This is a genomic window from Janthinobacterium sp. SUN118, from assembly GCF_030397695.1.
In the GTDB taxonomy this organism is placed as follows: Bacteria; Pseudomonadota; Gammaproteobacteria; order Burkholderiales; family Burkholderiaceae_D; genus Janthinobacterium.
In genome coordinates, this window is record NZ_JAPUBV010000005.1 from 374,676 (window position 1) to 397,866 (window position 23,191).

Below are 23,191 nucleotides of genomic sequence, written 5' to 3' on the forward strand. Positions count from 1 at the left end.
TGTCGTTCGGCGGCATGGCGACGCCAGCGCCCGTGCCAGTCCTATTGATCTTCTTGCGCCAGCAATGCCAGCAGCTGCTCCTCCGTCAAGTCGTCGATGCCGGCGCCGGCCCTGGCGATGTCATCCGATGCGAAGCGCGCCATCTGCTCCTGCGCCACCAGTTCGCCCAGGAAGGCGATGGTCGGCGTCTGGAACACCCTGGCCAGCGGCACCTCGACGCCAAACTCTTCGCGGATGCGCACCAGCAGGCGCATCGCCAGCAGCGAATGGCCGCCCAGTTCGAAGAAATGGTCCTGGCGCCCGATGCGCTCGATGCCCAGCAACTGCTGCCAGATGCCGGCCAGCGCGCCTTCCACCTCGCCGATCGGCGCTTCCCAGTCGCGCTTGACGACGGCCTGCGCACCGGGCGCCGGCAGCGCCTGGCGGTCGATCTTGCCGTTCGGCGTGAGCGGGAAGGCATCGAGTTCGACGAAGGCGCCCGGCACCATGTAGGCCGGCAGGCGCGCCGACAGCTGCTCGCGCAGCGCGGCAACGGCCAGCGCCGCGCCGTCGCGGGCCAGCACATACGCCACCAGGCGCTTGTCGCCGCCCGCCTCGTCGTCGCGCGCCACCACCAGCGCTTCGCGCACGCCATCGCACTCGGCCAGCCGCGCTTCCACCTCGCCCAGCTCGATGCGGTAGCCGCGGACCTTCACCTGGAAGTCATTGCGTCCCAGGTACTCGAGCTGGCCGTCCGGCAGCCAGCGTCCCAGGTCGCCGGTGCGGTACAGGCGCGCGCCGGGCGCCGCCGAGAACGGATCGTTGCCGAAGCGCTGCGCCGTCAGGTCCGGCCGCAGCAGGTAGCCGCGCGCCACGCCGGCGCCGCCGATGCAGATCTCGCCGACGGCCTGCGGCGGCACGAGGCGGCCTTCGCCATCGAGCAGGTAGATCGCCGTGTTGTCCAGCGGACGCCCGATCGGGATATCGCCGGACGGCAGCGCCTGGGCGCCATCGAACATCGAACCGGTGACATACACGGTGGCCTCGGTGGGGCCATAGGTATTGAGCCAGCTGCAATGGGCCATGCCGTCGGCCGCCATCCATGTCGCCAGGTGGCGCCGTTCGGCCTTCTCGCCGCCCACCACCACCAGCCGCAATTGCGGGCAGCGCGGCACGCCAGGGTCGCGCGCCTGCTGCGCCCACTGGTGCCAGAACGCGGTCGGCAGTTCCGCCACGGTGATGGCGCTGTCCTGCACGAAGTCGAGGAAGGCGCGGTCGGGCACCAGCATGCCCACGGGGCACAGCACCAGCGCGGCGCCGGCCGCCAGCGGCGTGAAGATTTCTTCCACGGCGCTGTCGAAGCTGACGGACGAGAACTGCAGCATGCGGTCGCGCGGCGTCAGGCGGCTGTTGCGCAGCGCCGCGTGGATCATGTTGACCACGTTGCGGTGCTCGACCATCACGCCCTTCGGCTGCCCCGTCGATCCCGACGTATAGATCACATACGCCAGGTGGCGTTCGAGCAGGCCGGCCGCCTGCGGCGACGGATTGTCGTCGCGACCGTCCTGCGGCCCAGAGGCCGGCAGCACCGGCACGGCCACGTCCAGCGCGCTGTCGGACAGCACCAGCTTCGGCGCGCAATCGGCCAGCATGTAGGCCAGGCGCGCCGACGGATAGGCCGGGTCCAGCGGCACATAGGCGGCGCCGGCCTTGAGCACGGCCAGCAGCGCCACGATCATTTCCACGCTGCGCGGCAGGTGCACGGCGATGCGGTCGTCCGGCGCCACGCCGCGGGCCAGCAAGTCGTGCGCGAGGCGGTTGGCGCGACGGTTCAACTCGCCGTAGCTGAGCTGCTGGCCCGCATGTTCGAGCGCCAGCGCGTCGGGCTGCGCCGCCGCCTGCGCCTCGAACAGCTGGTGCACCAGCATGCCCGGCGTATGCACCCGCGGCGGCGGATTGACGCCATGCAGCAGATGCGCGCGCTCGGCGGCAGGCAGGCGGTCCAGGGCCGCGAAAGGCTGCTGCGCATCGCCTTCCAGCGCCGCCACCAGTTGCCCGATGGCGTGCAGCAGGTAGCCGAACACGCGCTCGGGGCCATGTTCGCGGTAGCACTGGACGGTCAGCGCGAAGCCCTCGCCCATGTCGTCCACCGTCAGCTCGCACGGATAATTGCCGCGCTCCTCGGCCGCCAGCACGCGCATGCCGTCCCATTCCATCAGCGCTTCCACCGTGCCGTCCGGGCTGTGCACGAGCTGGCTGTGGCGGTAGTTGAACAGGGCGTTGAGCAGCGGCGTGCCGGCAGGCAGGCCGCTGGCGCGCTGGGCCAGGGCCAGCGGCGCCTGTTCATGGCTGAGCAGTTCCGTCAGGCGGCCGTACGCTTCGTCCAGTACCCGGGCGACGCTGCGCCCGCCACCGAGCGAAATGCGGATCGGCAGCGTGTTGATGAACATGCCCAGCACCTGGTCGGCGCCGCTGGAACCCTGCAGGCGGCCCGACAGCACCGTGCCGAAGACGACATCGTCGCTGCCCGCATGGCTGGCCAGCACCTGCGCCCAGGCCACATGGAACAGGGCCGCCAGGGTGGTCTTGTGCTGGCGCGCCGCTTCGCGCATGCGCACCGCCAGCGCCGGCGCCAGGTGCTGCTGGAAGGCGCCCATGCGCTCCTCGTCGTGCGCCGGACCGAACAGGCCAAACGGCGCCGTCGCCTCCTCCACGTCGCCCAGCTGGGCGCGGAACCAGGCCGCATGCTCGTCCTCGCTGACGGAATGGGTCAGCGCGATGAAGTTGCGGTACGGTAGCGCCTCCGGCAAGTCGCCATGGCGCTCCTGCAGGATCAGGCGGATCTCGGCCAGGATGAATTCCATCGTCACGTGGTCGCAGATCAGGTGATGGTCGAGCAGCACCAGCAGCCACTTCGACGATTGCGGATCGGCGGCGATGGTGGCCGACATCAGCGGCGCGCGCGTCAGGTCCAGCCGCACGTAGCGCGGATCGACGCGTTGCAGCAGCTGCGCCAGCGCGCCGCCCTCGCCGTCCAGCGCCAGCTCGGCCAGCGGCAGCGGCGCATGGCGCAGCACCACTTGCACGGGCTGCGGCAAGCCGTCCCAGAAGACGGCCGTGCGCAGGATGTCATGGCGGTCGATCACCGTCTGCAGCGCCGACAAAAAGGCGTCGAGGCGGTCGCGGCTGTCGAATTCGATCGCCACCCGCGCCAGGTAGGAATCGCCCTCGCTTTCCAGCAGATGCTGGAACAGGATGCCTTCTTGCAGGGGACCGAGCGGATAGATGTCCTGGATGTTGCGCATGCCGTCCGGCACGCCGGCGGCGATGCCGTCGATGGCTTCCTGGCTCAGCGCCACCAGCGGCAGCATGGCCGGCACGATGGCGTCGCAGCCGGCCGCGATCAGGTTCGGCGGCGCCTCGAAGGCGGCCGCGCCGCTCTGCTCCAGCGCGCTCGCCAGTTCGGCCAGGGTCGGCGCGTTGAAGACCATGCGCACGTCCGCCGCATGGCCGTGCGGACGCAGGCGCTCGATCAGCGACACCACCATCAGCGAATGGCCGCCCAGCTCGAAGAAGTGGTCGTGGCGGCCGACGCGCTCGATTCCCAGCAAGTCCTGCCAGATCTGCGCGATCGCCTCTTCCACCGCGCCCTGCGGCGCGGCATAGCGGCGCGCCGCCATCGCTTCCTGGTCCGGCGCGGGCAGCGCCTTGCGATCCAGCTTGCCATTCGGCGTGAGCGGGAAAGCCTGCATCACGACGATGGCCGACGGTACCATATAGGCCGGCAGCACGGCGGCCAGCTGCTCGCGCAGCGCGGCCACGGGCACGGCCGCGCCCTCGTCGGCCAGCAGATAGGCCACCAGGCGCTTGTCGCCACCCTGGTCGTCGCGCGCCAGCACCACCGCTTCGCGCACGCCGGCGCACTCGCCCAGGCGCGCCTCGATTTCACCGAGTTCGATGCGGAAGCCGCGGATCTTCACCTGGAAGTCATTGCGGCCCAGGTACTCGATGCTGCCGTCGGGCAGCCAGCGTCCCAGGTCGCCCGTGCGGTACATGCGCGCGCCCGCTTGACCTGGCGCGGCGAACGGATCGGCAATGAAACGCTCCTGCGTCAGTTCCGGCCGGAACAGGTAGCCGCGCGCCACGCCGGCGCCGCCGATGTGCAGCTCGCCCGTCACGCCCAGGCCAACCGGCTGGCCGTGGGCATCGAGGATGTAGATGCGGGTATGCGCAATCGGGCGCCCGATCGGCACCGGTCCCGTGTCCGCCGCGCCGCACAGCCAGTAGCTGGCCCACACGGTGCACTCGGTCGGGCCGTATTCGTTGTACAGCGCCAGTCCCGGCACGCGCGCCGCCTGCGCGCGCAGCACCGGCGGACAGGCTTCGCCAGCCACGATCAGCGCCTGCAGCGCATGCTGCTGCGGCAGGTGGTCGAGGATCAGGCGCGCCAGCGAGGGCACGCACAGCAGGCTGGTGATGCCTTCGGCGGCGATGTACTGCGCCAGCAGCTGGGGATCCTGCGCCACGGCCTGGCTGCCGATGTGCAAGGTGCCTTGCGACACCAGCGTGCCGAAGATGCCGGCGATCGAGCTGTCGAAGCCGATCGACGACAGCAGCAGGAAACGCTGGCCTGGCGCATACACGGCGCTGCGGGCCCGGGTCGACGCCATCAGGTTGTGGTGCTCGATCATCACGCCCTTCGGCATGCCGGTCGAACCGGAGGTGTAGATGACATACGCCAGGTGCCGCGGCAGCAGGGCCTCGAGCACCGGATTGGTCGCCGGGCGGCGCGCGATTTTCTTCGCGTCCTCGTCCAGCGCCACCACCGGCGCGGCGATCCACGGCAGCAGGTCGAGCTGGGCCGACTGGCTCACCAGCGCGGCCGGCGCGCAGTCTTCCAGCATGTAGGCCAGGCGGTCGGCCGGATAGGAAGGGTCGAGCGGCACATAGCCGCCGCCGGCCTTCATCACGCCCAGCAAGGCGACGGCCATGGCCACGCCCCGCTCGAGGCAGATGGCGACGCGGTCGTCGGGCGCGATGCCCAGCGCCAGCAGGTGATGGGCGAGCTGGTTGGCGCGGCGGTTCAATTCAGCATAGCTGAGCGACTCGCCCGCATACACGACGGCCGGCGCATCGGGGCTGGCGGCGGCCTGGTGCTCGAACCACTGGTGCGCCAGCCACTGCTGCTGCGGCGGCGCCAGCACTGCACCGTTGAACCCGTCGAGCAGCAGTTGGCGCTCGGCTGCCGGCAGCACCGACAGCTGCGCCACCGGCGTGGCGGGAGCGCTTTCCAGCGCCTCCACCAGGCCCAGCAAGGCCGTCTGCAGGTAGGACACGATGCGACGCGAGTCGATGCCCTGGCTGCATTGCGCCGTCACGGCAAAGCCGTGCGGCATGTCGTCGACGCGCATGGTCAGCGGATAGTTGGTCAGGTCTTCCGTACGCAGCACGCGCATGCCATCGAGGATCTGGTCGGCATCGTCGCCGCCGTCGTGGGCCGTGGCGACCTGGCTGTGGCGGTAGTTCAGCAGGGCGCTAAACAGCGGCAACGGCGCCGCCACGCCGCTGGCGCGCTGGGCCAGCGCCAGCGGCGCCTGCTCGTGCGCCAGCAGTTCGCTCATGCGCTGGTAGGTCTGCAGGACGACGTCGCGCACGCTGCGGCCCGTCAGCGAGACGCGCAGCGGCAAGGTGTTGATGAACATGCCCAGGGCGCGGTCGGCGCCCTCCGAACCTTGCAGGCGGCCCAGCAGGACGGAGCCGAACACCACTTCTTCGCGGCCGCTGCAATGGCCAAGCACCTGCGCCACGGCGACATGGAACAGCACCGCGGCATTGATGCCATGCGTGCGTGCGGCGGCACGCAGGCGCGCGGCCAGCGCCGGCGACAGGTTCTCGCGCACTTCGTCGACGGGACCGCCGTCGCCCTGGATGTCGAGCAGGCCGTACGGCGCCGTCGGCTCGTCGATGTCGGCCAGCTGGGCGCGGAAATACGCTTCATGCGCGCTGGCCGGCACGGCGTGGGTGTGCGCGATGAAGTTACGGTACGGCAGCACCGGCGGCAAGACCGGCTGCGTCCCGCATTCCTGCGCCGCCAGGATGGCGCGGATTTCATCGACGATGAATTCCAGGGTCACGTGGTCGCACACCATATGATGGCTGAGCAGCACCAGGAACCAGCGCGAAGACTCCGGGTCGGCCGCCACATGGCAGGCCAGCAGCGGCGCGCGGCGCAGGTCCAGGCGCAGCTTGCGCGTGTCGGTGCGCTCGAGCAGCTCGGCCAGCGCATCGCCGCCGGCGGCCAGCTGCAGGGTTTCCACGGGCAGCGGCGCGTGGCGGTACACCACCTGCACCGGTTGCGGCAAGCCTTCCCAGCGCACGGCGCTGCGCAGGATGTCGTGGCGCGCGATCACCACCTGCATCGCTTCCAGGTAGCGCTCCAGGCGCGTTTGCGAATCGAAGGAAAACACGGAACGCAGCAGGTAGGCGTCGCGCCCTGACTCCAGCAGGTGATGGAACAGGATGCCTTCCTGCAGCGGAGCGAGCGGATAGATGTCGGCGATATTGGCCGCGCCCTGCGGCACGCTGGCGGCGACCAGGTCGATCTCGGCCTGGCTCAGGGCGACCAGCGGCAGCATCTCCGGCGTGATGGCGGCACAATCGGCGGGAATCTGCGGCGGCGGCACGACGAAGGCCGGTGCCGCCTGCCGCGTGGCGGCGGCCGCCATGGCGCACAGGGTCGGCGCGCTGAAGATGCTGCGCACGTCGAGCTGCATGCCTTCCTTGCGCACGCGCTCGATCAGCGCCACCACCAGCAGCGAATGGCCGCCCAGCTCGAAGAACTGGTCCTGGCGTCCCACGCGGGCCACGCCCAGCAGGTCTTGCCAGATGGCGGCCATGGCCGTTTCGGCGGCGTCCAGCGGCGCCTCGTATTCGCGCATGGCCAGCGCAGCCTGGTCGGGCTGCGGCAGCGCCTTGCGATCCAGCTTGCCGTTCGACGTGCGCGGCAGCTCATCGAGCAGGACGAAGGCGGCCGGCACCATGTACGACGGCAGCTGGGCAGCCAGCGGTTCGCGCAGCTGCGCCGGTTGCAGCACGGCCTGCGACTGCGCCAGCACATACGCCACCAGGCGCTTGTTGCCCGGCGTGTCTTCACGCACCAGCACCACCGCCTCGCGCACGCCGTCCAGCAGCTTCAGGCGCGCTTCGATCTCGCCCAGCTCGATGCGGAAACCGCGCAGCTTGACCTGGTGGTCGACGCGGCCGACGAATTCCAGGTTGCCGTCGGCGCGCCAGCGCGCCAGGTCGCCGCTGCGGTAGCAACGGCTGCCGGCCGGGCCGAACGGATCGGCGATGAAGCGCTCGGCCGTCAGCTCCGGCAGGTTCAGGTAGCCCTGCGCCACGCTGTCGCCGGCCACGTGCAGCTCGCCGGCCACGCCCAGCGGCACGGGCTGGCCATCGCGGTCGAGCAGGTAAATGCGGCGGTCGCCGATGGGGCGGCCGATCGGCAGCAGTTCCACGTCGTCGGCCAGGCCGGCCGGCACCACGTAGCAGCTGCTGAAAACCGTGCACTCGGACGGACCGTAGCCATTGACCAGGCGGATGTCGGGACAGGCGCGCTGCAGCTTGCGCACATGCGCCGCCGAGACCTGCTCGCCGCCCACCATCAGCTGGCGCACGCCGCGCAGCAGCGCCACGTCGGCATCGACCATGGCGTTGAAGAAGGTCGAAGTGATCCACATCAGGTTCACGCCGTGCGCCTGCACCGCCGCGCCGATTTCCTGCGGCGTCGGATTGGCGCCCGCATACAGCACGGCGCAGCCGCCATGGGCCAGCACGGGCCACAGTTCCAGGGTCAGCGCATCCCACGAGGCGGACGAGTACTGCAGCGAAACACAATCGGCCGCGTAATCGACATAGTCGACGCCCAGCATGAAGCCGAGGATGCTCTTGTGCGGAATCGCCACGCCCTTCGGACGGCCGGCGGAGCCGGACGTGTACATGCAGTAGGCCAGGTCGTCGGCCGTGGCGCGCGGCGCCGGATCGCTGTCCGGCTGCAGCACCAGCAGCGCATCGATCTCGTCCACGCACAGCAGCACGCGGCCGTCCAGCGGCAGGGCCGGCGCCAGCGCGCTGTGGCTGAGCACCACCGTGCACGCCGTATCGTCGAGCATGAACGCCAGGCGCTCGGCAGGATAGGCCGGATCGAGCGGCACATAGGCGGCGCCCGCCTTGAGGATGCCCAGCAGGCCGGCCACCATGTCGGCGCCGCGCTCGATGCAGATGGCCACGCGGTCGCCGGCAGCGACGCCGAGTCCGATCAAATGATGCGCAAGGCGGTTGGCGCGGCGGTTCAATTCCCCGTACGAGATGAACTGCCCGTCGTGGCGCAGCGCCACGGCCAGCGGCTGGGCAGCGGCGCGGTCGGCAAACAGTTCGTGCACCAGCCGGTCGTGCGGGCATGGCCGCACGCCGGCATTGAAGCCGTCGAGCAGCATGGCGCGTTCGGCCGCGGGCAGCAGCGGCAGCGTACCGATGGCCACCGGCGCATCCGCCTCCAGCGCGGCCACCAGGCCCTGCACGGCTTGCTGCACATACTGCGCCACGCGCAGCGGATCGATGCCCGCGGCGCACAGCGCATGGATGGCAAAGCCTGCGCCCAGGTCATCGATCGAGACGGTCAGCGGGTAGTTGGTGCGCTCTTCGCTGCCCAGCAGCGTGATGCCGGACAAGCCCATGCCGGCGCTGCCGTCGGCGCTGTCGAGGGCATTGCCGTGGCGGTAGTTCAGCAAGGCGGAGAACAGCGGCAGCGGGCTGGCCACGCCGCTGCAGCGCTGCGCCAGCGCCAGCGAAGCTTGCTCGTGGCTCAGCATCTGCGACAGGCGCGCATAGGTTTCCGTCACCACCTGCCGCACGTCGCGCTGCGCCAGCGAGACGCGCAGCGGCAGCGTGTTGATGAACATGCCCAGCACGCGGTCCGCGCCGCTGGAGCCCTGCAGGCGGCCGGACAGCACGGTGCCGAACACCACGTCGTCGCGGCCGCTGCACTTGCCCAGCACCTGCGCCATGGCCACGTGGAACAGCACCGCCGCCGTCACGCCGTGGGCCCGCGCCGCGGCGCGGATGGCGTGCGCCAGCTCGGCCGGCAAGGCCAGTTCGGCGGCGGCTACATCGCTGCCGTCGCCGCGCACGTCGAGCAGGCCGAATGGCGCCGTAGGTTCATCGATATCACCCAGCTGTTCACGGAACCAGGCTTCATGCGCGCTGGCCGGCTGCGCCAGTCCCTCGGCCACGAAATTGCGGTATGGCAGCGGCACCGGCAATGCGGCGCCCTGGCCGGCCAGGATCAAGCGGATTTCGCCGATGATCAATTCCAGCGTGACGTGGTCGCACACCAGGTGGTGATTCTGCAGCGCCATCAGCCAGGCGCCCGTCGCGGCGTCGTGCGCCACGTAGGCGGCCAGCAGGGGGCCGGCACGCAAATCCATGCGCATGGCGCGCGGATCCGTCTGCGCGCACAACTGCGCCAGCGCATCGGCGCCCGGCGCCACGGCGATCTCGTGCACGGCCAGCTGGGCGTCGCGCTGCACCACCTGCACGGCCTGCGGCAAGCCTGCCCAGTGCACGCTGCTGCGCAGGATATCGTGGCGGTCGATCACTTCCTGCAAGGCCGACAGGAACGCATCCATCGTGCCGCGCTGCTCGAACGACAGCATCGAGCGCAGCAGGTAGGCATCGCCCTCGCCGCCCAGCAGGTGATGGAACAGGATGCCGTCCTGCAGCGCCGTCAGCGGATAGATATCGGCGATGTTGGCCGCACCCTGCGCCACGTTGGCGCACAGGGCGTCGATGTGTTCCTGCTCCAGCGCCACCAGCGGCAGCATGGCCGGCGTGATGGCCTGGCAGCCGGCGGGAATCGCGTTGGCCGGCACCGTCGCGGCGGCGTCGCCCTGCCTCGCGCGGCCGACGGCTTGCGCCATGGCCGACAAGGTCGGCGCGGTAAACACATGCTTGACGTCGAGCGCCATGCCTTGCTGGCGCAGCCGCTCGATCAGGGTGATGACGGTCAGGGAATGGCCGCCGAGTTCGAAGAACTGGTCGTTGCGGCCCACGCGGGCGACGCCCAGCAGCTCCTGCCAGATGGCGGCAATCGCGCACTCCACCGCGCCTTGCGGCGCTTCGTACTGGCGCGCCACGAGCGCCGACTGGTCCGGCGCCGGCAAGGCCTTGCGATCGAGCTTGCCGTTCGCCGTCAGCGGGAAGCGCGCCAGCGTCACATATGCCGACGGCACCATGTAGTCGGTCAGCACGGCCGACAGCTGCTGGCGCAGCGCGGCGGCCGACGGTTCGGCGCCCTGCTCCGCGATCAGGTAGGCGACCAGGCGCTTGTCGCCCGGCGCATCCTCGCGCACCATCACGACGGCTTCCTGCACGCCATCGCAGGCGGCCAGGCGCACTTCGATCTCGCCCAGTTCGATGCGGAAGCCGCGCAGCTGCACCTGTTCGTCGATGCGGCCCAGATGGGCCATCTCGCCGTTTTCCAGCAGCTTGCCCAGGTCGCCCGAGCGGTACAGGCGCTGCCCTGGCTGCCATGGATGGGCGATAAAGCGTTCCGCCGTCAGCTGCTCGCGGTTCAGGTAGCCGCGTCCCAGGCCATCGCCGCCGACATAGATTTCGCCGACCACGCCGACCGGCAGCAATTGCTGCTGCGGCCCGAGGATCAGGGTGCTGGTGGTGGGGATCGGCGTGCCGATATTGTTCGAATTGGAGGCGATATCGGCGGCCGTGATGCGCTTGAACGTCACGTGCACGCACGTCTCGGTGATGCCGTACATGTTGATCAGGGCGACGTGCGGGTAGCGGGCGGCAAAATCCTGCAGGTTGACGGGATCCAGTCCCTCGCCGCCGAAGATCACGTAGCGCAGGGCGGGCAGCATCAGGCCGGGCTGACGCTTGGCTTCGGCGATCAGGTTATAGAAGGCAGTCGGCGTCTGGTTCAGCACCGTCACGCCTTCGGCCGCCAGCAGGGCCAGCACGGCGGCAGGGTCGCGCCGCACTTCTTCCGGCACGATGGCCACGCGGCCGCCGTGCAGCAGCGCGCCATAGATCTCCCACACGGAGAAATCGAAGGCGCAGGAATGGAACAGGCTCCAGACATCGGCGGCGCCGAAATTGAATTGCAGGCGGTCGTTGACCAGCAGGCGCACCACGTTGCGGTGCTCGAGCATGGTGCCCTTCGGCATGCCGGTCGAACCCGAGGTATAGATCACGTAGGCGAGGCTCGACGCGCCGGCCAGCGGCGCAGGGTTCTCTTCCGGGAAGGCCTGCGCGGCAGCCACCGCCAGGACCGGCAATCCGGCCGGGAACAGCGCCGGACTGACGTCGTCGCCGGCGATCACGCACACGGCGCGGCAATCGTCCATGACATAGGCGATGCGTTCGGCGGGATAGGCCGGGTCGACGGGCACATAGGCGCCGCCCGCCTTCAGCACGGCCAGCATCGCCACCAGCAGGTCCGCCGAGCGGCCCAGGCACAGCGCCACCATGGCGTCGGCGCCCACGCCCATCGCGCGCAGCTGGTGCGCCAGACGGTTGGCGCGGCGGTTCAGGTCGCCGTAGCTGAGGCGGGTCTCGCCGCAGCTGACGGCGATGCTGTCCGGCGTGCGCTCCACCTGAGCCTCGATCAGCTGGTGGATGGTGGCCTCGCGCGGCCACGCGGCGGCGCTCTGGTTCCACGTCGCCAGCTGCTGCCGCTCTTCGTCCGCGTCCAGCAGGGGCACGCTGTCGATGACGGCGCCGTCGTTGTCCGCCAGCGCCTGCAGCAGCACCTGGTAATGGCGCATCATCTGCCGCATCAGCCAGGCATCGAAGAAGTCGGCGTTGTACACCAGCTTGCCCGCCCACTGGCCGCCGGCGTCATGCAGGTACAGGTGCAGGTCGTTCTTGCCGTAGCCAAGGTTGGTTTCGATGATCGCGGCCGACAGCCCGCCCGCCTGCAGCTGCTGCGGCGCGGCCTCGTCGAACTGGAACAGCACGTCGAACAGGGCCGTGCGGCTCATGTCCTTCTCGGGCTTGAGCGCCAGCACGAGCTGGTCGAACTGCATTTCCTGGCTGTGCAGGCCGTCGCGCAGCTGGCACTCGACCTCCGTCAGCAGCGACGCCAGGGTGGCGCCGGCAGGACAGGCATTGCGCATCACCAGCAGGTTGGCCAGCGGTCCGACCATGTGTTCCAGTCCAGGCGCGTTGCGGCAGGCGACGCTGGTGCCCACCACCAGCTCGTCATGTCCGGCATAGCGGCGCAGCAGGGCATTGAACGCGGCCAGCAGCACGGCAGCATGGCTCACGCCGTGGCGGCGCGCCACGGCCTTCAGCCGCGCCGTCAGGCCGGGCGCCAGCTCGAAGGCATGGCGCGCGGCCGTGAAGGTATGCACGAGCGGACGCGGGCGGTTCAGCGGCAGCTCCATGGCCTGCAGCTGGCCGCGCAGCTGGTAGCGCCAGTAGAACAGCAGCTCGTCGCGGTGCTGCGCGAGGAAATCGCGCTGCCACGCGGCATGGTCGGCGTACTGCAGCGCCAGCGCAGGCAGCTGCGGCGCGCGGCCCTCTTCCTGGGCGGCGCACAATTCCAGCAATTCCTGTCCGATCAGCTGCATCGAACGGCGGTCGGCCACCGCGTGGTGGGCGCAGACGGCCAGCACGCTGCTGCCGTCCGTGCCTTCGACCAGCACGGCGCGCAGCAGGGCGCCGCCGATGAAGTCGAATGGCTGCTGGCTCGCCTCGATGGCGCGCGCATGCACGTCGCCCGCCTCGCAGCGGATATGTTCGAGCCCGATGGACAGTTGCGGATCGAGGCTGGCGACCACCGTCTCGCCGGCCATGCCGATGCGGCTGCGCAGCACGTCATGGCGAGCGACGATGGCGTCGAGCGCCGCTTGCAGCACGTCCGGCGCCGGCGCACGGTGCCAGGCGAGCAGCAGCGGAATATTATGGTAGACGGGGCTGGCGGGATACAGGCTGCCGGCTTCGAAGGTGTCGATGAACCACATGCGATTCTGGTGGGCCGACAAGGCTTGCGGCGACGGGCCGCGCAGCGCGGCCGGCACGTCGGCCATGGCGGCCGGCGTCACGCCGACGTGGCGCAGCGGCTGCAGCGGCGCGCTCTCGAGCGCCTCGACCAGCTGCGCCAGCGCGGCGGCCGTGTAATGCGCCAGCTGCAGCGGCGCGATGCCGCCGACGCACTGTGCCGTCAGGACGAAGTCGTCGCGGGCATCGTCCACGTTCAGGGTGAACGGATAGTTGGTGCGCTCTTCGGCGGTAAGAAAACGCATGCCCTCGCCGGCCGCGACGCTGGCGCCATCGATGCTCGACGGCGCGCTGTGGCGGTAGTTCAGCAAGGCTGTAAACAGCGGCGTATTTGCCGCCACGCCGCTGCAGCGCTGGGCCAGCGCCAGCGATGCCTGCTCATGTTCGAGCAGGCTGCTCAGGCTACCCCAGGTGGCGTCGAGCACCTGGCGCACGCTGCGCCGTCCCAGCTGTACGCGCACCGGCAGGGTATTGACGAACATGCCGACCGGGTTGCCCTGCACCTCGACATCCTGCAGGCGGCCGGACAGCACGGTGCCAAACACCACGTCGTCGCTGCCGGACAGCTGGGCCAGGACCTGGGCCCACGCCACGTGGAACAGCGCGGCGGCCGTGGTGCGGTTGCCGCTGGCGGCGCGGCGCACGCGCGCGCTCAGCGCGGCGCCCAGCAGATGGCGCGCCTCGGCCGCCTGCGAGCCGTCGGCCTGCACGTTGGACAGGCCCAGCGGCATGGTGGGACGGGTCACGTCGCCCAGCTGGCGGCGGAAATACGCCTCGTGCAGCGCCGCCGGCACCGCCCTGGCGCGCGCCACGAAATCGCGGTACGGCAAGGCCGGCGGCAGCTTGCCGCCTTCGCCGCGCAGGATGGCCTGCACTTCGGCCAGCAGGATGTCGAGCGTGATGTGGTCGCAAGCCAGGTGATGGATCAGGATGGCGAGGTAGCAAGCGCCGGAGCGCGGGTCCTGTGCGGCATAGGCCAGCATCAGCGGCGCGGTGCGCAAGTCCAGGCGCACGTGGCGCGGATCGGACAATTGCAGGAACTGCTGTTCGCAATCGCCGTCCGCATCGAGTTCCACGCTACGCGTTTCCATCTGCGCATGGCGCTGCACCACCTGCAGCGGCTGCGCCAATCCTTCCCAGCGCAAGCTGGTACGCAGCATGTCGTGGCGCTCCACCAGCTGCTGCAGCGCGGCCAGGTAGGCATCCAGGCGGGCGCGCGTATCGAGCGCAAACGCGGCGCGCAGCAGATAGGCGTCGCCTTCGCTCTCGAGCAGATGGTGGAACAGGATGCCTTCCTGCGGCGGCGCCAGCGGATACATGTCCTGCACGTTGGCCGCGCCGCCCGGCACGCCGGCGACGATCTGGTCGATGTCGGCCTGGCTCAGCGCCACAAGCGGCAGCATCTGCGGCGTGATCGCCTCGCAGCCGGCGGGAATCGCGTTGGCCGGCACGCCGGCGGAGGCCGGCGCGGCGGAGGCTGCAATCACGGCGGCCAGCGCCTGCAGGCTGTTGGCGCCAAACACCGCGCGCACGTCGCATGCCACGCCGAGCGCCGCCAGCCGTTCGATCATCTCCAGCACCATCAGCGAATGGCCGCCCAGTTCAAAGAAGTGGTCATGGCGGCCCACGCGCTGCAAGCCCAGCAGCTCTTGCCAGACCTGGGCGATGGCGCCTTCCAGCGCGCCCTGCGGCGCTTCGTACTCGCGTGCCACGGCGGCGCCGGCATCGGGCGCCGGCAAGGCCCGGCGGTCCAGCTTGCCATTCGGCATCAGCGGGAAAGCATCCAGCACCACGAAGGCGGCCGGCACCATGTAGGCGGGAACGGCCTGCGCCAGTTGTGCGCGCACGCGTTCCGGCGCCAGCACGGCGCCGGCAGCCGGCACGAGATAGGCCACCAGGCGCTTCGCGCCCGGCACGTCTTCGCGCGCCACGACCAGCGCCTCGCGCACGCCTTCGCATTCCTGCAGCCGCGCGCCCACTTCGCCCAGCTCGATGCGGAAGCCGCGGATCTTGACCTGGAAGTCATTGCGGCCCAGGTAGGCGATATTGCCGTCGGCGAGCCAGCAAGCCAGGTCACCGGTGCGGTACAGGCGAGCGCCAGCGACGAAGGGGTCGGCGAGGAAGCGCTCGGCGTTCAACTGCGGACGCTCCAGGTAGCCACGCGCCACGCCGGCGCCGCCCACGTAGATTTCACCAGCCACGCCGGGCGGCACCGGCTGCATGGCGCCGTCGAGAATGTAGATGCGCGCATTGGCGACGGGACGCCCGATCGGCAGCTGGTCGGGACAATCGGACGCGTACTCATACACGGTGCTGCACACCGTCGCTTCGGTGGGGCCATACGCATTGAAGAAGCGCCGGCCGACGGACCAGTGGCGCGCCAGGGCGGCCGGGCAGGCATCGCCGCCGACGATCAGCGACTGCACCGTCGCCAGGTCGGCATCGGGCGGCAGCGCGGCCAGGGCCGCCGGCGGCAGGAACAAATGGGTCAGGGCGCCACGCTGCACGGCGTCGACCAGCGGCGCGCCAGGCAGCAGCGCTTCGCGCGTGGCCAGGTGCAGGCTGGCGCCGGCGCTGAGGGTCAGGGCAATCTCCCAGATGCAGGCATCGAAGCTGCACGAGGCAAATTGCAGCACGCGGCTGGCCGGCGTGATGCCGAACAGCGCCACCTGGTCATGCACGAGGTTCCACAGGCCCGCATGGTGATTCATGACGCCCTTGGGCTGGCCGGTCGAACCGGAGGTATAGATCACGTAGGCCAGGTGCCGCGCGTCGAGGCCCAGCTGCGCCGGATCGGGATTGCCATCGGGCGCGCTGCCGTCCTGCGCATCGAGCATCAGGGTCGGCAAGGCAGTTGGCGGCAAGGCGGCGGACGCCAGCGCCGTGCTCACCAGCGCGCGCGCGCCGCAATCGACCAGCATGTAGGCGAGCCGCTCGGCAGGATAGTCCGGGTCGAGCGGCACGAAGGCGGCGCCCGCCTTCATGATGCCCAGCATGCCGGCCACCATGTCCATGCCGCGCTCGACGCACAGGGCGATCCTGTCGTCAGGCTGCACGCCCATCTGGATCAAACGGTGCGCCAGCTGGTTGGCCTGGCCATTCAATTGCGCGTAGCTGAGCGTACGCCCGTCCATCGCGAGCGCGATGGCGTCGGGCTTGCTGGCGGCGTGGGCTTCGAACAATTGCTGGATGGGGCGGGCGGCGGGGAAATCGCGCGCGCCGCCGGCAAAGGTGCCCAGCAACTGCTGGCGTTGTGCCGCGGACAGGGGCGACAGCGCGGCATGCGCCTGCTGATCGTCGGCAGCCATCTGCGCCAGCAGCGACTCCAGGTAGCCGGCCCAGCGCTCGACGCTGGCACGCGCCAGCACGTCCGCATCGAACTTCAGTTCGCAGCGGATGCCCTGTTCCAGTTCGAGCACTTCCAGCACCAGCGGGAAGTGCGCGTGGCCGCCGCTTTGCAGCAGCGGGAAGGACTGCAGGCGCACGCCGCCCCACTCGGCAACCGCGTCGGCGCCGCTCCACAAGGCCAGCAAGTCGCTGGCGTGGCGCGCTTTCTGGAAGACGAAAGCCGTCTGGAAAATCGGATGCTCGTGGTTTTCGCGCGCCGGCTGCAGGCGTTCGACCAGGTCGGCAAACGGCAAGTCCTGCTGCGCCATGGCGCGCAGGGTGGCGCCGCGCACGCTGCGCAGCAGCTGGGCCACGCTCTGCTCCGCCTCATGCGCGATGCGCACGGCGACCGGATTGACGAAGTCGCCCACGACCTGGTCGAACTGCTGGCTGGTGCGGCCTGGCATCGGCGTGCCGATCACGACATCGTCCTGGCCCGTCAAGGTGCGCAGCAGCAGGCCGTAAGCCGCCAGCATGGTGGTAAACAAGGTCGAGGCATTCCGGCGCGCCAGCGCATGCAGCTCGGCGGCGAACTGTGCCGGCAGCGAAAAGCCGACGCTGTCGCGGCGCCCGCTGACGCGGCCCGAACGGGGGACATCGCTGCGCAACTGCAGCACCGGCAGCTCGCCCCCCAGGTTCCGCTCCCAGTACTGGCGCTGCGCTTCGGCAGCCGGGCTGTCCAGCCAGGCACGCTGTTGCGCGACATAGGCGGCGTAATCGGCCTCCGGCGGCAAGGCAGGCAAGTCCTGGCCCCGCATCAGCTGGCCCAGTTCGTCCAGCAACTGCCAGTAAGACCAGCCATCGCAGGCGATATGGTCGAACACCAGCAGCAGCACGCCATCCTGCGCGCCCTGCGCGTACCAGTGCGCACGCATCAGCGGCGGCGCCGCCAGGTCGAAGGCGATGCCGCAATCGGCCTGCACCTGCCGCGCCAGATCGGCGTCTGCGCTGCCCCGGACATCACGGCAGATCAGCTGCACCGGCGCGCTGCCGGCGATGCTTTGCTGCGGCGTGCCGGCCGACTGGCGGAAGCGGCTGCGCAACATCGGATGGCGCGCGGCCAGCGTCTGCAACGACGCGTCGAGCACATCCAGGTCCAGCGCGCCCTGCACGCGCGCCGCAAAGCCATTGTTGTGCGTGCCCTGGGTGGCCGGGTCCAGCTGGTACAGGAACCAGCGGCTGCTTTGCGCGGCGGACAGGGGGAACCACGATTGGGTCAGGTCGAGCGCGCTCATACGGCACCTGCCGTCTGCGCGGCGCGCGCTTGCAGGTGCTGCGCCAGCTGGTGCACCGATGGGTAATCGAACAGCGTCTCGAGCTCGAGCTCGATGCCGGTGCGGTCATGGATGGCGCGCGCCAGGCGCAGGGCGACGAAGGAATCGACGCCTTGCTGGTCCAGGGTGGTGGTGAGGGAAATGGCGCCGCGTTCGGCATTGGTCAGGTCCGCCAGGAGGTCGACCAGGCATTGTTCAAACAGGTTCATAGAGTTCTCTTCGCAAAAGTCAGGCAATGGCTATCGCGCCGCAGGCGGCGCATGGAATGGTGGAAATCAGGGAGCTTCGGCACGCGCCAGCGCGCCATCGAGATAATCGAGCCGGCACTGGTTGCGCCGGACCTTGCCGCTCGAAGTCCGGGGCAGCGCGCCCGGCTTGATGAACAGCACCTCGTCGAGCGTCAGGCCCAGGTTCGCCGTCACGGCGGAGCGCACGCTGGCGGCAACCTCCGGCCACTCGGCATGGCGGCGCAGCCACTCGCGCTTCAGTTCGAACACCAGCACGGTGCGCTGCTTGTCGCCATCGACGATGCTGAAGGCGCCGCCGCCGGATTCGCGCAAGGCGATGTGATTGCGTTCGGCTTCGTTCTCGATGTCTTGCGGCAGGTATTTTTTGCCATAGTGGATGATCAAGTCCTTCAGGCGGCCGCTGACGAAGAGCTGGCCGTTGCTGACATAGCCCAGGTCGCCGGTGCGCAGGTAGCGCTGCGTGCCCTCGCCCGCGATGGTGGCGTGGAAATACTGTTCGCTCAGTTCGGCGCGCCGCCAGTAGCCCAGCGCGACGCTCGATCCCTGCACCCAGATCTCGCCCACCAGGCCATCGGCCAGGCGCTGGCGGCTATCGGGGTCGACGATGGCGATGTGCGTGTCGTGGCGCGGATGGCCGCAGCCCACGATGGCGCTCTCGTCGCGCTGCTGCACTTCCAGCCCGGCGCCGCGTTGCGCTCCCGTGATGAACAGGGTGGACTCGGCCATGCCGTAGCAGGCATAGAAGGCCTCGGGGCGGAAGCCCACGGAGGCGAACCTGCGGATGAAGGCGTCGATGGCCTCGGGACGGATCGGCTCGGCGCCGCAGAATGCCACGGACCAGGCCGACAAATCCAGGCCGGCCATATCTTCGTCGCGGATGCTTTGCGCGGCTAGCTGGTACATGAAATTGGGGCCGCCGCTGGTCGTCATGCCAAAACGCGAAATGATCTGCAGCCAGCGCTCCGGATACTGGACGAATTCGGCCGGCAGCATGCAGCTGGCGCTGCAACCGGTGTACATCGATTGCAGGATGCCGCCGATCAAGCCCATATCGTGGAACAGGGGCAGCGCCGTAAACACGCTGGAGCCGGCATCGAGCTGCATGCCCTGGCCGATGGCCAGGCAGTTGTTGACCAGATTGCCATGGCTGACCATCACGCCCTTGGGGTCGCCCGTCGAGCCGGACGTGTATTGCAGGAAAGCCAGGTCATTGCAGGACAGCGCAGGCAATGTCCAGCTGGCGGCCATGGTAGCCAAGTCGTCACGCGCGGACCAGGTGCGCATGTCGATGCAGTCGCTGACCGCCTGGGCATCGTGGAAATGCGCCGGCGTCACTTCGTCGCTGTCGCAGATCAGGGCGCGGAAGGCGGCGTCGCGTGACAACACCTGCAGCCGCTCGAGCAAGGCATGGCGGCGCGGCAAGGCCGTCGGTACGGCGACGGCGCCCGCCATCAGGCAGGCGAAGAAGGCGATCACAAAATGCCGCTGCGACTTGCAGGTCAGCAGCACGCGCTCGCCGGCCAGTCCCCGCGATTGCAGCAGGGCCGCCAATGCCGCGGACTCTTCCCACACGCGCTGGAATGTCAGGACATCGGGGACCAGGCTGGCGCCCTGGAAGAAGCGGTATGCCGTGCCGTCGGGCGAGGACTGCGCACGCTGCAGCAGGATTTCCGGAAAGGTTTTCATGGCGGCCTATCCCGCGATGCGCAGATTGGACAGCGCGCCGGCAGCGGGCCGGAGACGGTCGGGGGAAATGGCTGGTCTGGCGAAATGCATAGTCGTCACTCACACGAAAAAGGGGTCGGAATGTGTGATGTGGCAGACAGGAAAACCGTAAAAAGCCGTCCATCGCAGGCGAATCAACATCGTTCACCTTGCTTCTCCACACCATGCACAGCGGTGTTTATAGGAGCCCATTAAACGTGAATGCGCAGGCGGAGATAACTGTCAGATTTGACAGTGAAGGTCAGGAAAGGGAAAAATGAGGAGGAAAAACGCGGGCCGACAACGTGGCGCGCCGCAGTGGGCAGAGAGGAAAAACGGCAGACAGGGGCTGGACGCGGAAGGCGCCCGCCGAGGCGAAAAAAAAATTACAGCAGGCGCAACATCGCGGCCTTGACGACGCCCGCGGTTTTATTGACGACGCCCAGTTTGACGAGGGAATTGGTGATGTGGAAGTTGACGGTACGCTCGGAAATATCCATGATCTGGGCCACCTCGCCCGACGTCTTGCCATCCGCCGTCCAGCGCAGCACTTCCACTTCGCGCGCCGTCAGCGTGATGGCCGGTTCGGCATCGCGCTTCATGCTGGCCAGCCGTACCCCGCCCTCGTGAACCGCCTGGGCCAGCCAAGACAGCTGTACGGAATTTTCCCGCAACTCCGTCAGCGTAATCTCCTCTTGCGAGCGCGCCAGCGTCAGCATGCCGACATTGCTTTTGGCATCAAACGACGATTGCGCCCAGCCATGCTTCAAGCCATGCCCGCTGGCATCGGTCCAGAAGTCGGGACAGCTGGCGAACAATTGCGGCGACCACACGACGGGAATGGCGGACTGGATACCGTGGGCAACGGTGGGATCGACCGCCAGGTAGTTCTCGCTCGCGTAGCGCTGTTGCCATTCGGTGGAATAATTGCTTAAAAGTAACATCTTGGGATTGGAGACGGGCAACGGCATGCGCAAGCCATAGGCGCAGTACTCGAAGCCCAGGTCGCGCGCCGCCTTCGCGATGGCGGCGAAAAACGTCTCTTCCGTGGTGGCATTCGTTAACGCTTCGCTTTGCTCTTCTCGCCAGACAATTTCACGTTTCACAGAATCATCCTCACACTGGAATGCCGGGCAATATGGCCGGCAAAAAAAGCAACTGTCAGATCTTACAGTGTCCCAAACACCATTTTTGCCTCAGGATAGGCTGCACCCTTGTTTCTTTCTATCCTGACAAATGAAAAAATGGGGTCAAGCCGGGCATGACAGTCATCGCATTTACAAGGGCTCCTTTTGAGAACCCAGCAAAATATTCTTGCTGGCCAAATTTTGGCGATGCGGCATGGACATCAGCAAATCCATTGCCGAATAGCAGCAAACCTCGAATATAAGCATCTCTTTTTATCATTGCAAGAAAAATATTGATTATTTGATATAGGTGGTGGCGATACAGCACCAGCCGTGCTGAAAATGGGGGGAGCTGTAAAAGATGACAGTTATGCGGGTTCGTTGAAAAAGGTTTAATGGCAACCATTGGGAATCTTGATGTACCACCACTTGGAGCGCGCAGATGAACGTAATCACAGGCAAAACCGGAGCACTTCCCGAAGAACTTCTGACCAGTCTCGCGCACTATCGCCACAAGGTGTTCGTGGAAACACTCGGGTGGGATTTGAAAACCAAGAATGGCGAGGAACTCGATCAATTCGACCGCCCCGATACCCTGTATGTGGTGGCAAAGGATGAGCAAGGGCAAATCAATGGCTGCGCCCGGCTTTTGCCGACAAGCCAGCCCTATCTGCTCGGTGAAGTCTTTCCCGAACTGATGCAAGGACAGCCCATTCCCTGTTCATCCGATATCTGGGAACTTTCCCGTTTCGCCTCGGTGGATTTCAATGGCGGCAAGACGTCCGCCCTGGCGCAGTTTTCCTCGGGCGTGGCGGCGCAACTGCTGCGCGAATCGATCGCCATTGCCAAGGCACATGGCGCGAAGCGTCTGATCACGGTCTCGCCGATCGGCATCGAGCGCCTGTTGCGCCATACGGGCGTCCATGCCCACCGCGCGGGTCCGCCGATGATCATCGGTGGCCATCCGATTTTTGCATGCTGGATTGAAATCGACTAAGCAATATCCCGCCATCGCCCGTGTTGACGGCGCAGGCAAGGACGGGACTCGCCCACCAATGACCTCGCGGTCTGATATTCGGAGGTTCCATGGACAAAAACAGATTGCTCGTGTCGGAGTCTGGCTATATACACCTTTCCTTCGCGGAGCTGCAGGATATCAGCCTGATCCACCTGATTTCCGGTCTCGACGAAGACATGGCCGGCATGCCGGCAGAAGGCGCGATCCCCACCGCCATCACCGGCTATACGGAGTGGATTGCCGATGGCAACCAGGGGGTCTCGATTGGCTGGGACTGGCAAATGCAGGGTGATAGCCGCCATGTCCAGCTGACGCGCGTAGGCGACGCCAGCAGCAACGTCATGCTGCAAAGCGAAGCGCGCATGGATCTGGGAACGGCCAAGACGGCGCTGCTGCTTGAAGTGCTCATCGATGGCCTCAACTGGCAACCGACCACCTTGAATTATGTGAACGAACGTTACAGTAATTAAAAAAAGAAACCGATGAATTTAACAAATATATTAACAAAAAACATGAATAGCGACGGCAGGGCCTTATACTATGAGACTTGCTGGTAGCGCCCCCGAAAATCCGTCCTTAGTGCGCGATTGCGCATCACTTGTTTATCCCTGTTCTGTTTCACATCCATGCTAACGATCTCTCCGGACGGTTATATCCGTCTTTCGCTTACCCAGCTTGGCGCCGTCAAGCTGATTCACCTGACATCGGGTCTGGATGAAGATATGCCGGCGTGTACCGCCGAATCGGCGGCGGCCACCGTCATCACTGGTTATACGGAATGGGTCAGCGATACGACTCCTGCCATTTCAATCGGCTGGGACTGGATCATGAAGGTAACGGATGGCGCCGTGCGCCTGACACGCCTGGGTGAACCACGCAGCAATTGCATGCTGAAAAACGAAAATGACGATGACCTGGGACCGGCACGCAGCAACGCCGCCCTGGCCGGCTTTGTCGATACCCTGGCCTGGCAAGGCGAAGCCGAACACCATATCGCCTCGCGTTATCACCACTAGCGCCTGTTAGTATCCTGAAAATACAAAGGCACCGCATGGCGGTGCCTTTTTTACGCCTGTCGATCCCCAACTGGGCGCGATAACGCCAGCTAACGCCAGCGCATCGCCCACCCAGCCGTGAAAACCGCATCCGGGATGCCCCCCAAGATGAGCCAATTCTGCCGCCATTCCGGCTTTTTCATCATGGGTTCAGGCCAGCAAACATAAAAACAAAAGCGTCAGACGAAAAAAAACCCCGCCATTGCTGGCGGGGTTTTTCTCTACTGCGTATAACAAGCCTGACGATAACCTACTTTCACACTGGTTGCAGCACTATCATCGGCGCAAAGTTGTTTCACGGTCCTGTTCGGGATGGGAAGGG

General features: G+C 67.5%; 8 protein-coding genes. 3 read left to right on the forward strand and 5 right to left on the reverse strand.

All coding sequences use genetic code 11. The features are described from left to right. Window positions 1-41: 41 nt before the first annotated feature. The 5 genes from O0880_RS25590 to O0880_RS25610 all read right to left on the reverse strand — a co-directional run bounded on the left by O0880_RS25590 (window position 42) and on the right by O0880_RS25610 (window position 21,202). Window positions 42-17,678, reverse strand: coding sequence for a non-ribosomal peptide synthetase (locus O0880_RS25590; protein WP_289889348.1), 17,637 nt, complete (start codon window positions 17,676-17,678; stop codon window positions 42-44). Beyond that, window positions 17,675-17,926, reverse strand: coding sequence for an acyl carrier protein (locus O0880_RS25595; RefSeq protein ID WP_289889349.1), 252 nt, complete (start codon window positions 17,924-17,926; stop codon window positions 17,675-17,677). Before O0880_RS25595 ends, O0880_RS25590 begins: the two co-directional genes overlap by 4 nt. Window positions 17,927-17,992: 66 nt before the next feature. Then, the gene (locus tag O0880_RS25600; protein WP_289889350.1) at window positions 17,993-19,651 is read right to left on the reverse strand and encodes a fatty acyl-AMP ligase; all 1,659 of its coding nucleotides are present in this window, start codon (window positions 19,649-19,651) and stop codon (window positions 17,993-17,995) included. 404 nt (window positions 19,652-20,055) lie between these two features. Next, window positions 20,056-20,775: a LuxR family transcriptional regulator gene (locus tag O0880_RS25605; protein ID WP_289889351.1), complete on the reverse strand. Its 720-nt coding sequence runs from the start codon at window positions 20,773-20,775 to the stop codon at window positions 20,056-20,058. 118 nt (window positions 20,776-20,893) lie between these two features. Next, window positions 20,894-21,202: a hypothetical protein gene (locus O0880_RS25610; protein ID WP_289889352.1), complete on the reverse strand. Its 309-nt coding sequence runs from the start codon at window positions 21,200-21,202 to the stop codon at window positions 20,894-20,896. 36 nt (window positions 21,203-21,238) lie between these two features. On the opposite strand from O0880_RS25610, the gene O0880_RS25615 reads away from it, so the two are divergent. The 3 genes from O0880_RS25615 to O0880_RS25625 all read left to right on the forward strand — a co-directional run bounded on the left by O0880_RS25615 (window position 21,239) and on the right by O0880_RS25625 (window position 22,830). Then, entirely contained in the window at window positions 21,239-21,793 is a 555-nt protein-coding gene (locus O0880_RS25615) for an acyl-homoserine-lactone synthase (protein ID WP_071324776.1), read from the forward strand. Window positions 21,794-21,882: 89 nt separating this feature from the next. After that, window positions 21,883-22,284, forward strand: coding sequence for a DUF4902 domain-containing protein (locus O0880_RS25620; protein ID WP_289889353.1), 402 nt, complete (start codon window positions 21,883-21,885; stop codon window positions 22,282-22,284). Between the two features lie 156 nt (window positions 22,285-22,440). Then, window positions 22,441-22,830 (forward strand): DUF4902 domain-containing protein, encoded by a 390-nt coding sequence (locus O0880_RS25625; protein WP_071324777.1) that lies wholly within the window; start codon window positions 22,441-22,443, stop codon window positions 22,828-22,830. Window positions 22,831-23,191: the final 361 nt, after the last annotated feature.

Excerpts from the sequence above, each read along its gene's own strand:
- O0880_RS25600 (WP_289889350.1), bottom strand. The coding sequence starts at position 19,651 with ATGAAAACCTTTCCGGAAATCCTGCTGCAGCGTGCGCAGTCCTCGCCC.
- O0880_RS25620 (WP_289889353.1), top strand. The coding sequence starts at position 21,883 with ATGGACAAAAACAGATTGCTCGTGTCGGAGTCTGGCTATATACACCTT.
- O0880_RS25625 (WP_071324777.1), top strand. The coding sequence starts at position 22,441 with ATGCTAACGATCTCTCCGGACGGTTATATCCGTCTTTCGCTTACCCAG.
- O0880_RS25595 (WP_289889349.1), bottom strand. The coding sequence starts at position 17,926 with ATGAACCTGTTTGAACAATGCCTGGTCGACCTCCTGGCGGACCTGACC.
- O0880_RS25610 (WP_289889352.1), bottom strand. The coding sequence starts at position 21,202 with ATGGTTGCCATTAAACCTTTTTCAACGAACCCGCATAACTGTCATCTT.
- O0880_RS25615 (WP_071324776.1), top strand. The coding sequence starts at position 21,239 with ATGAACGTAATCACAGGCAAAACCGGAGCACTTCCCGAAGAACTTCTG.
- O0880_RS25590 (WP_289889348.1), bottom strand. The coding sequence starts at position 17,678 with ATGAGCGCGCTCGACCTGACCCAATCGTGGTTCCCCCTGTCCGCCGCG.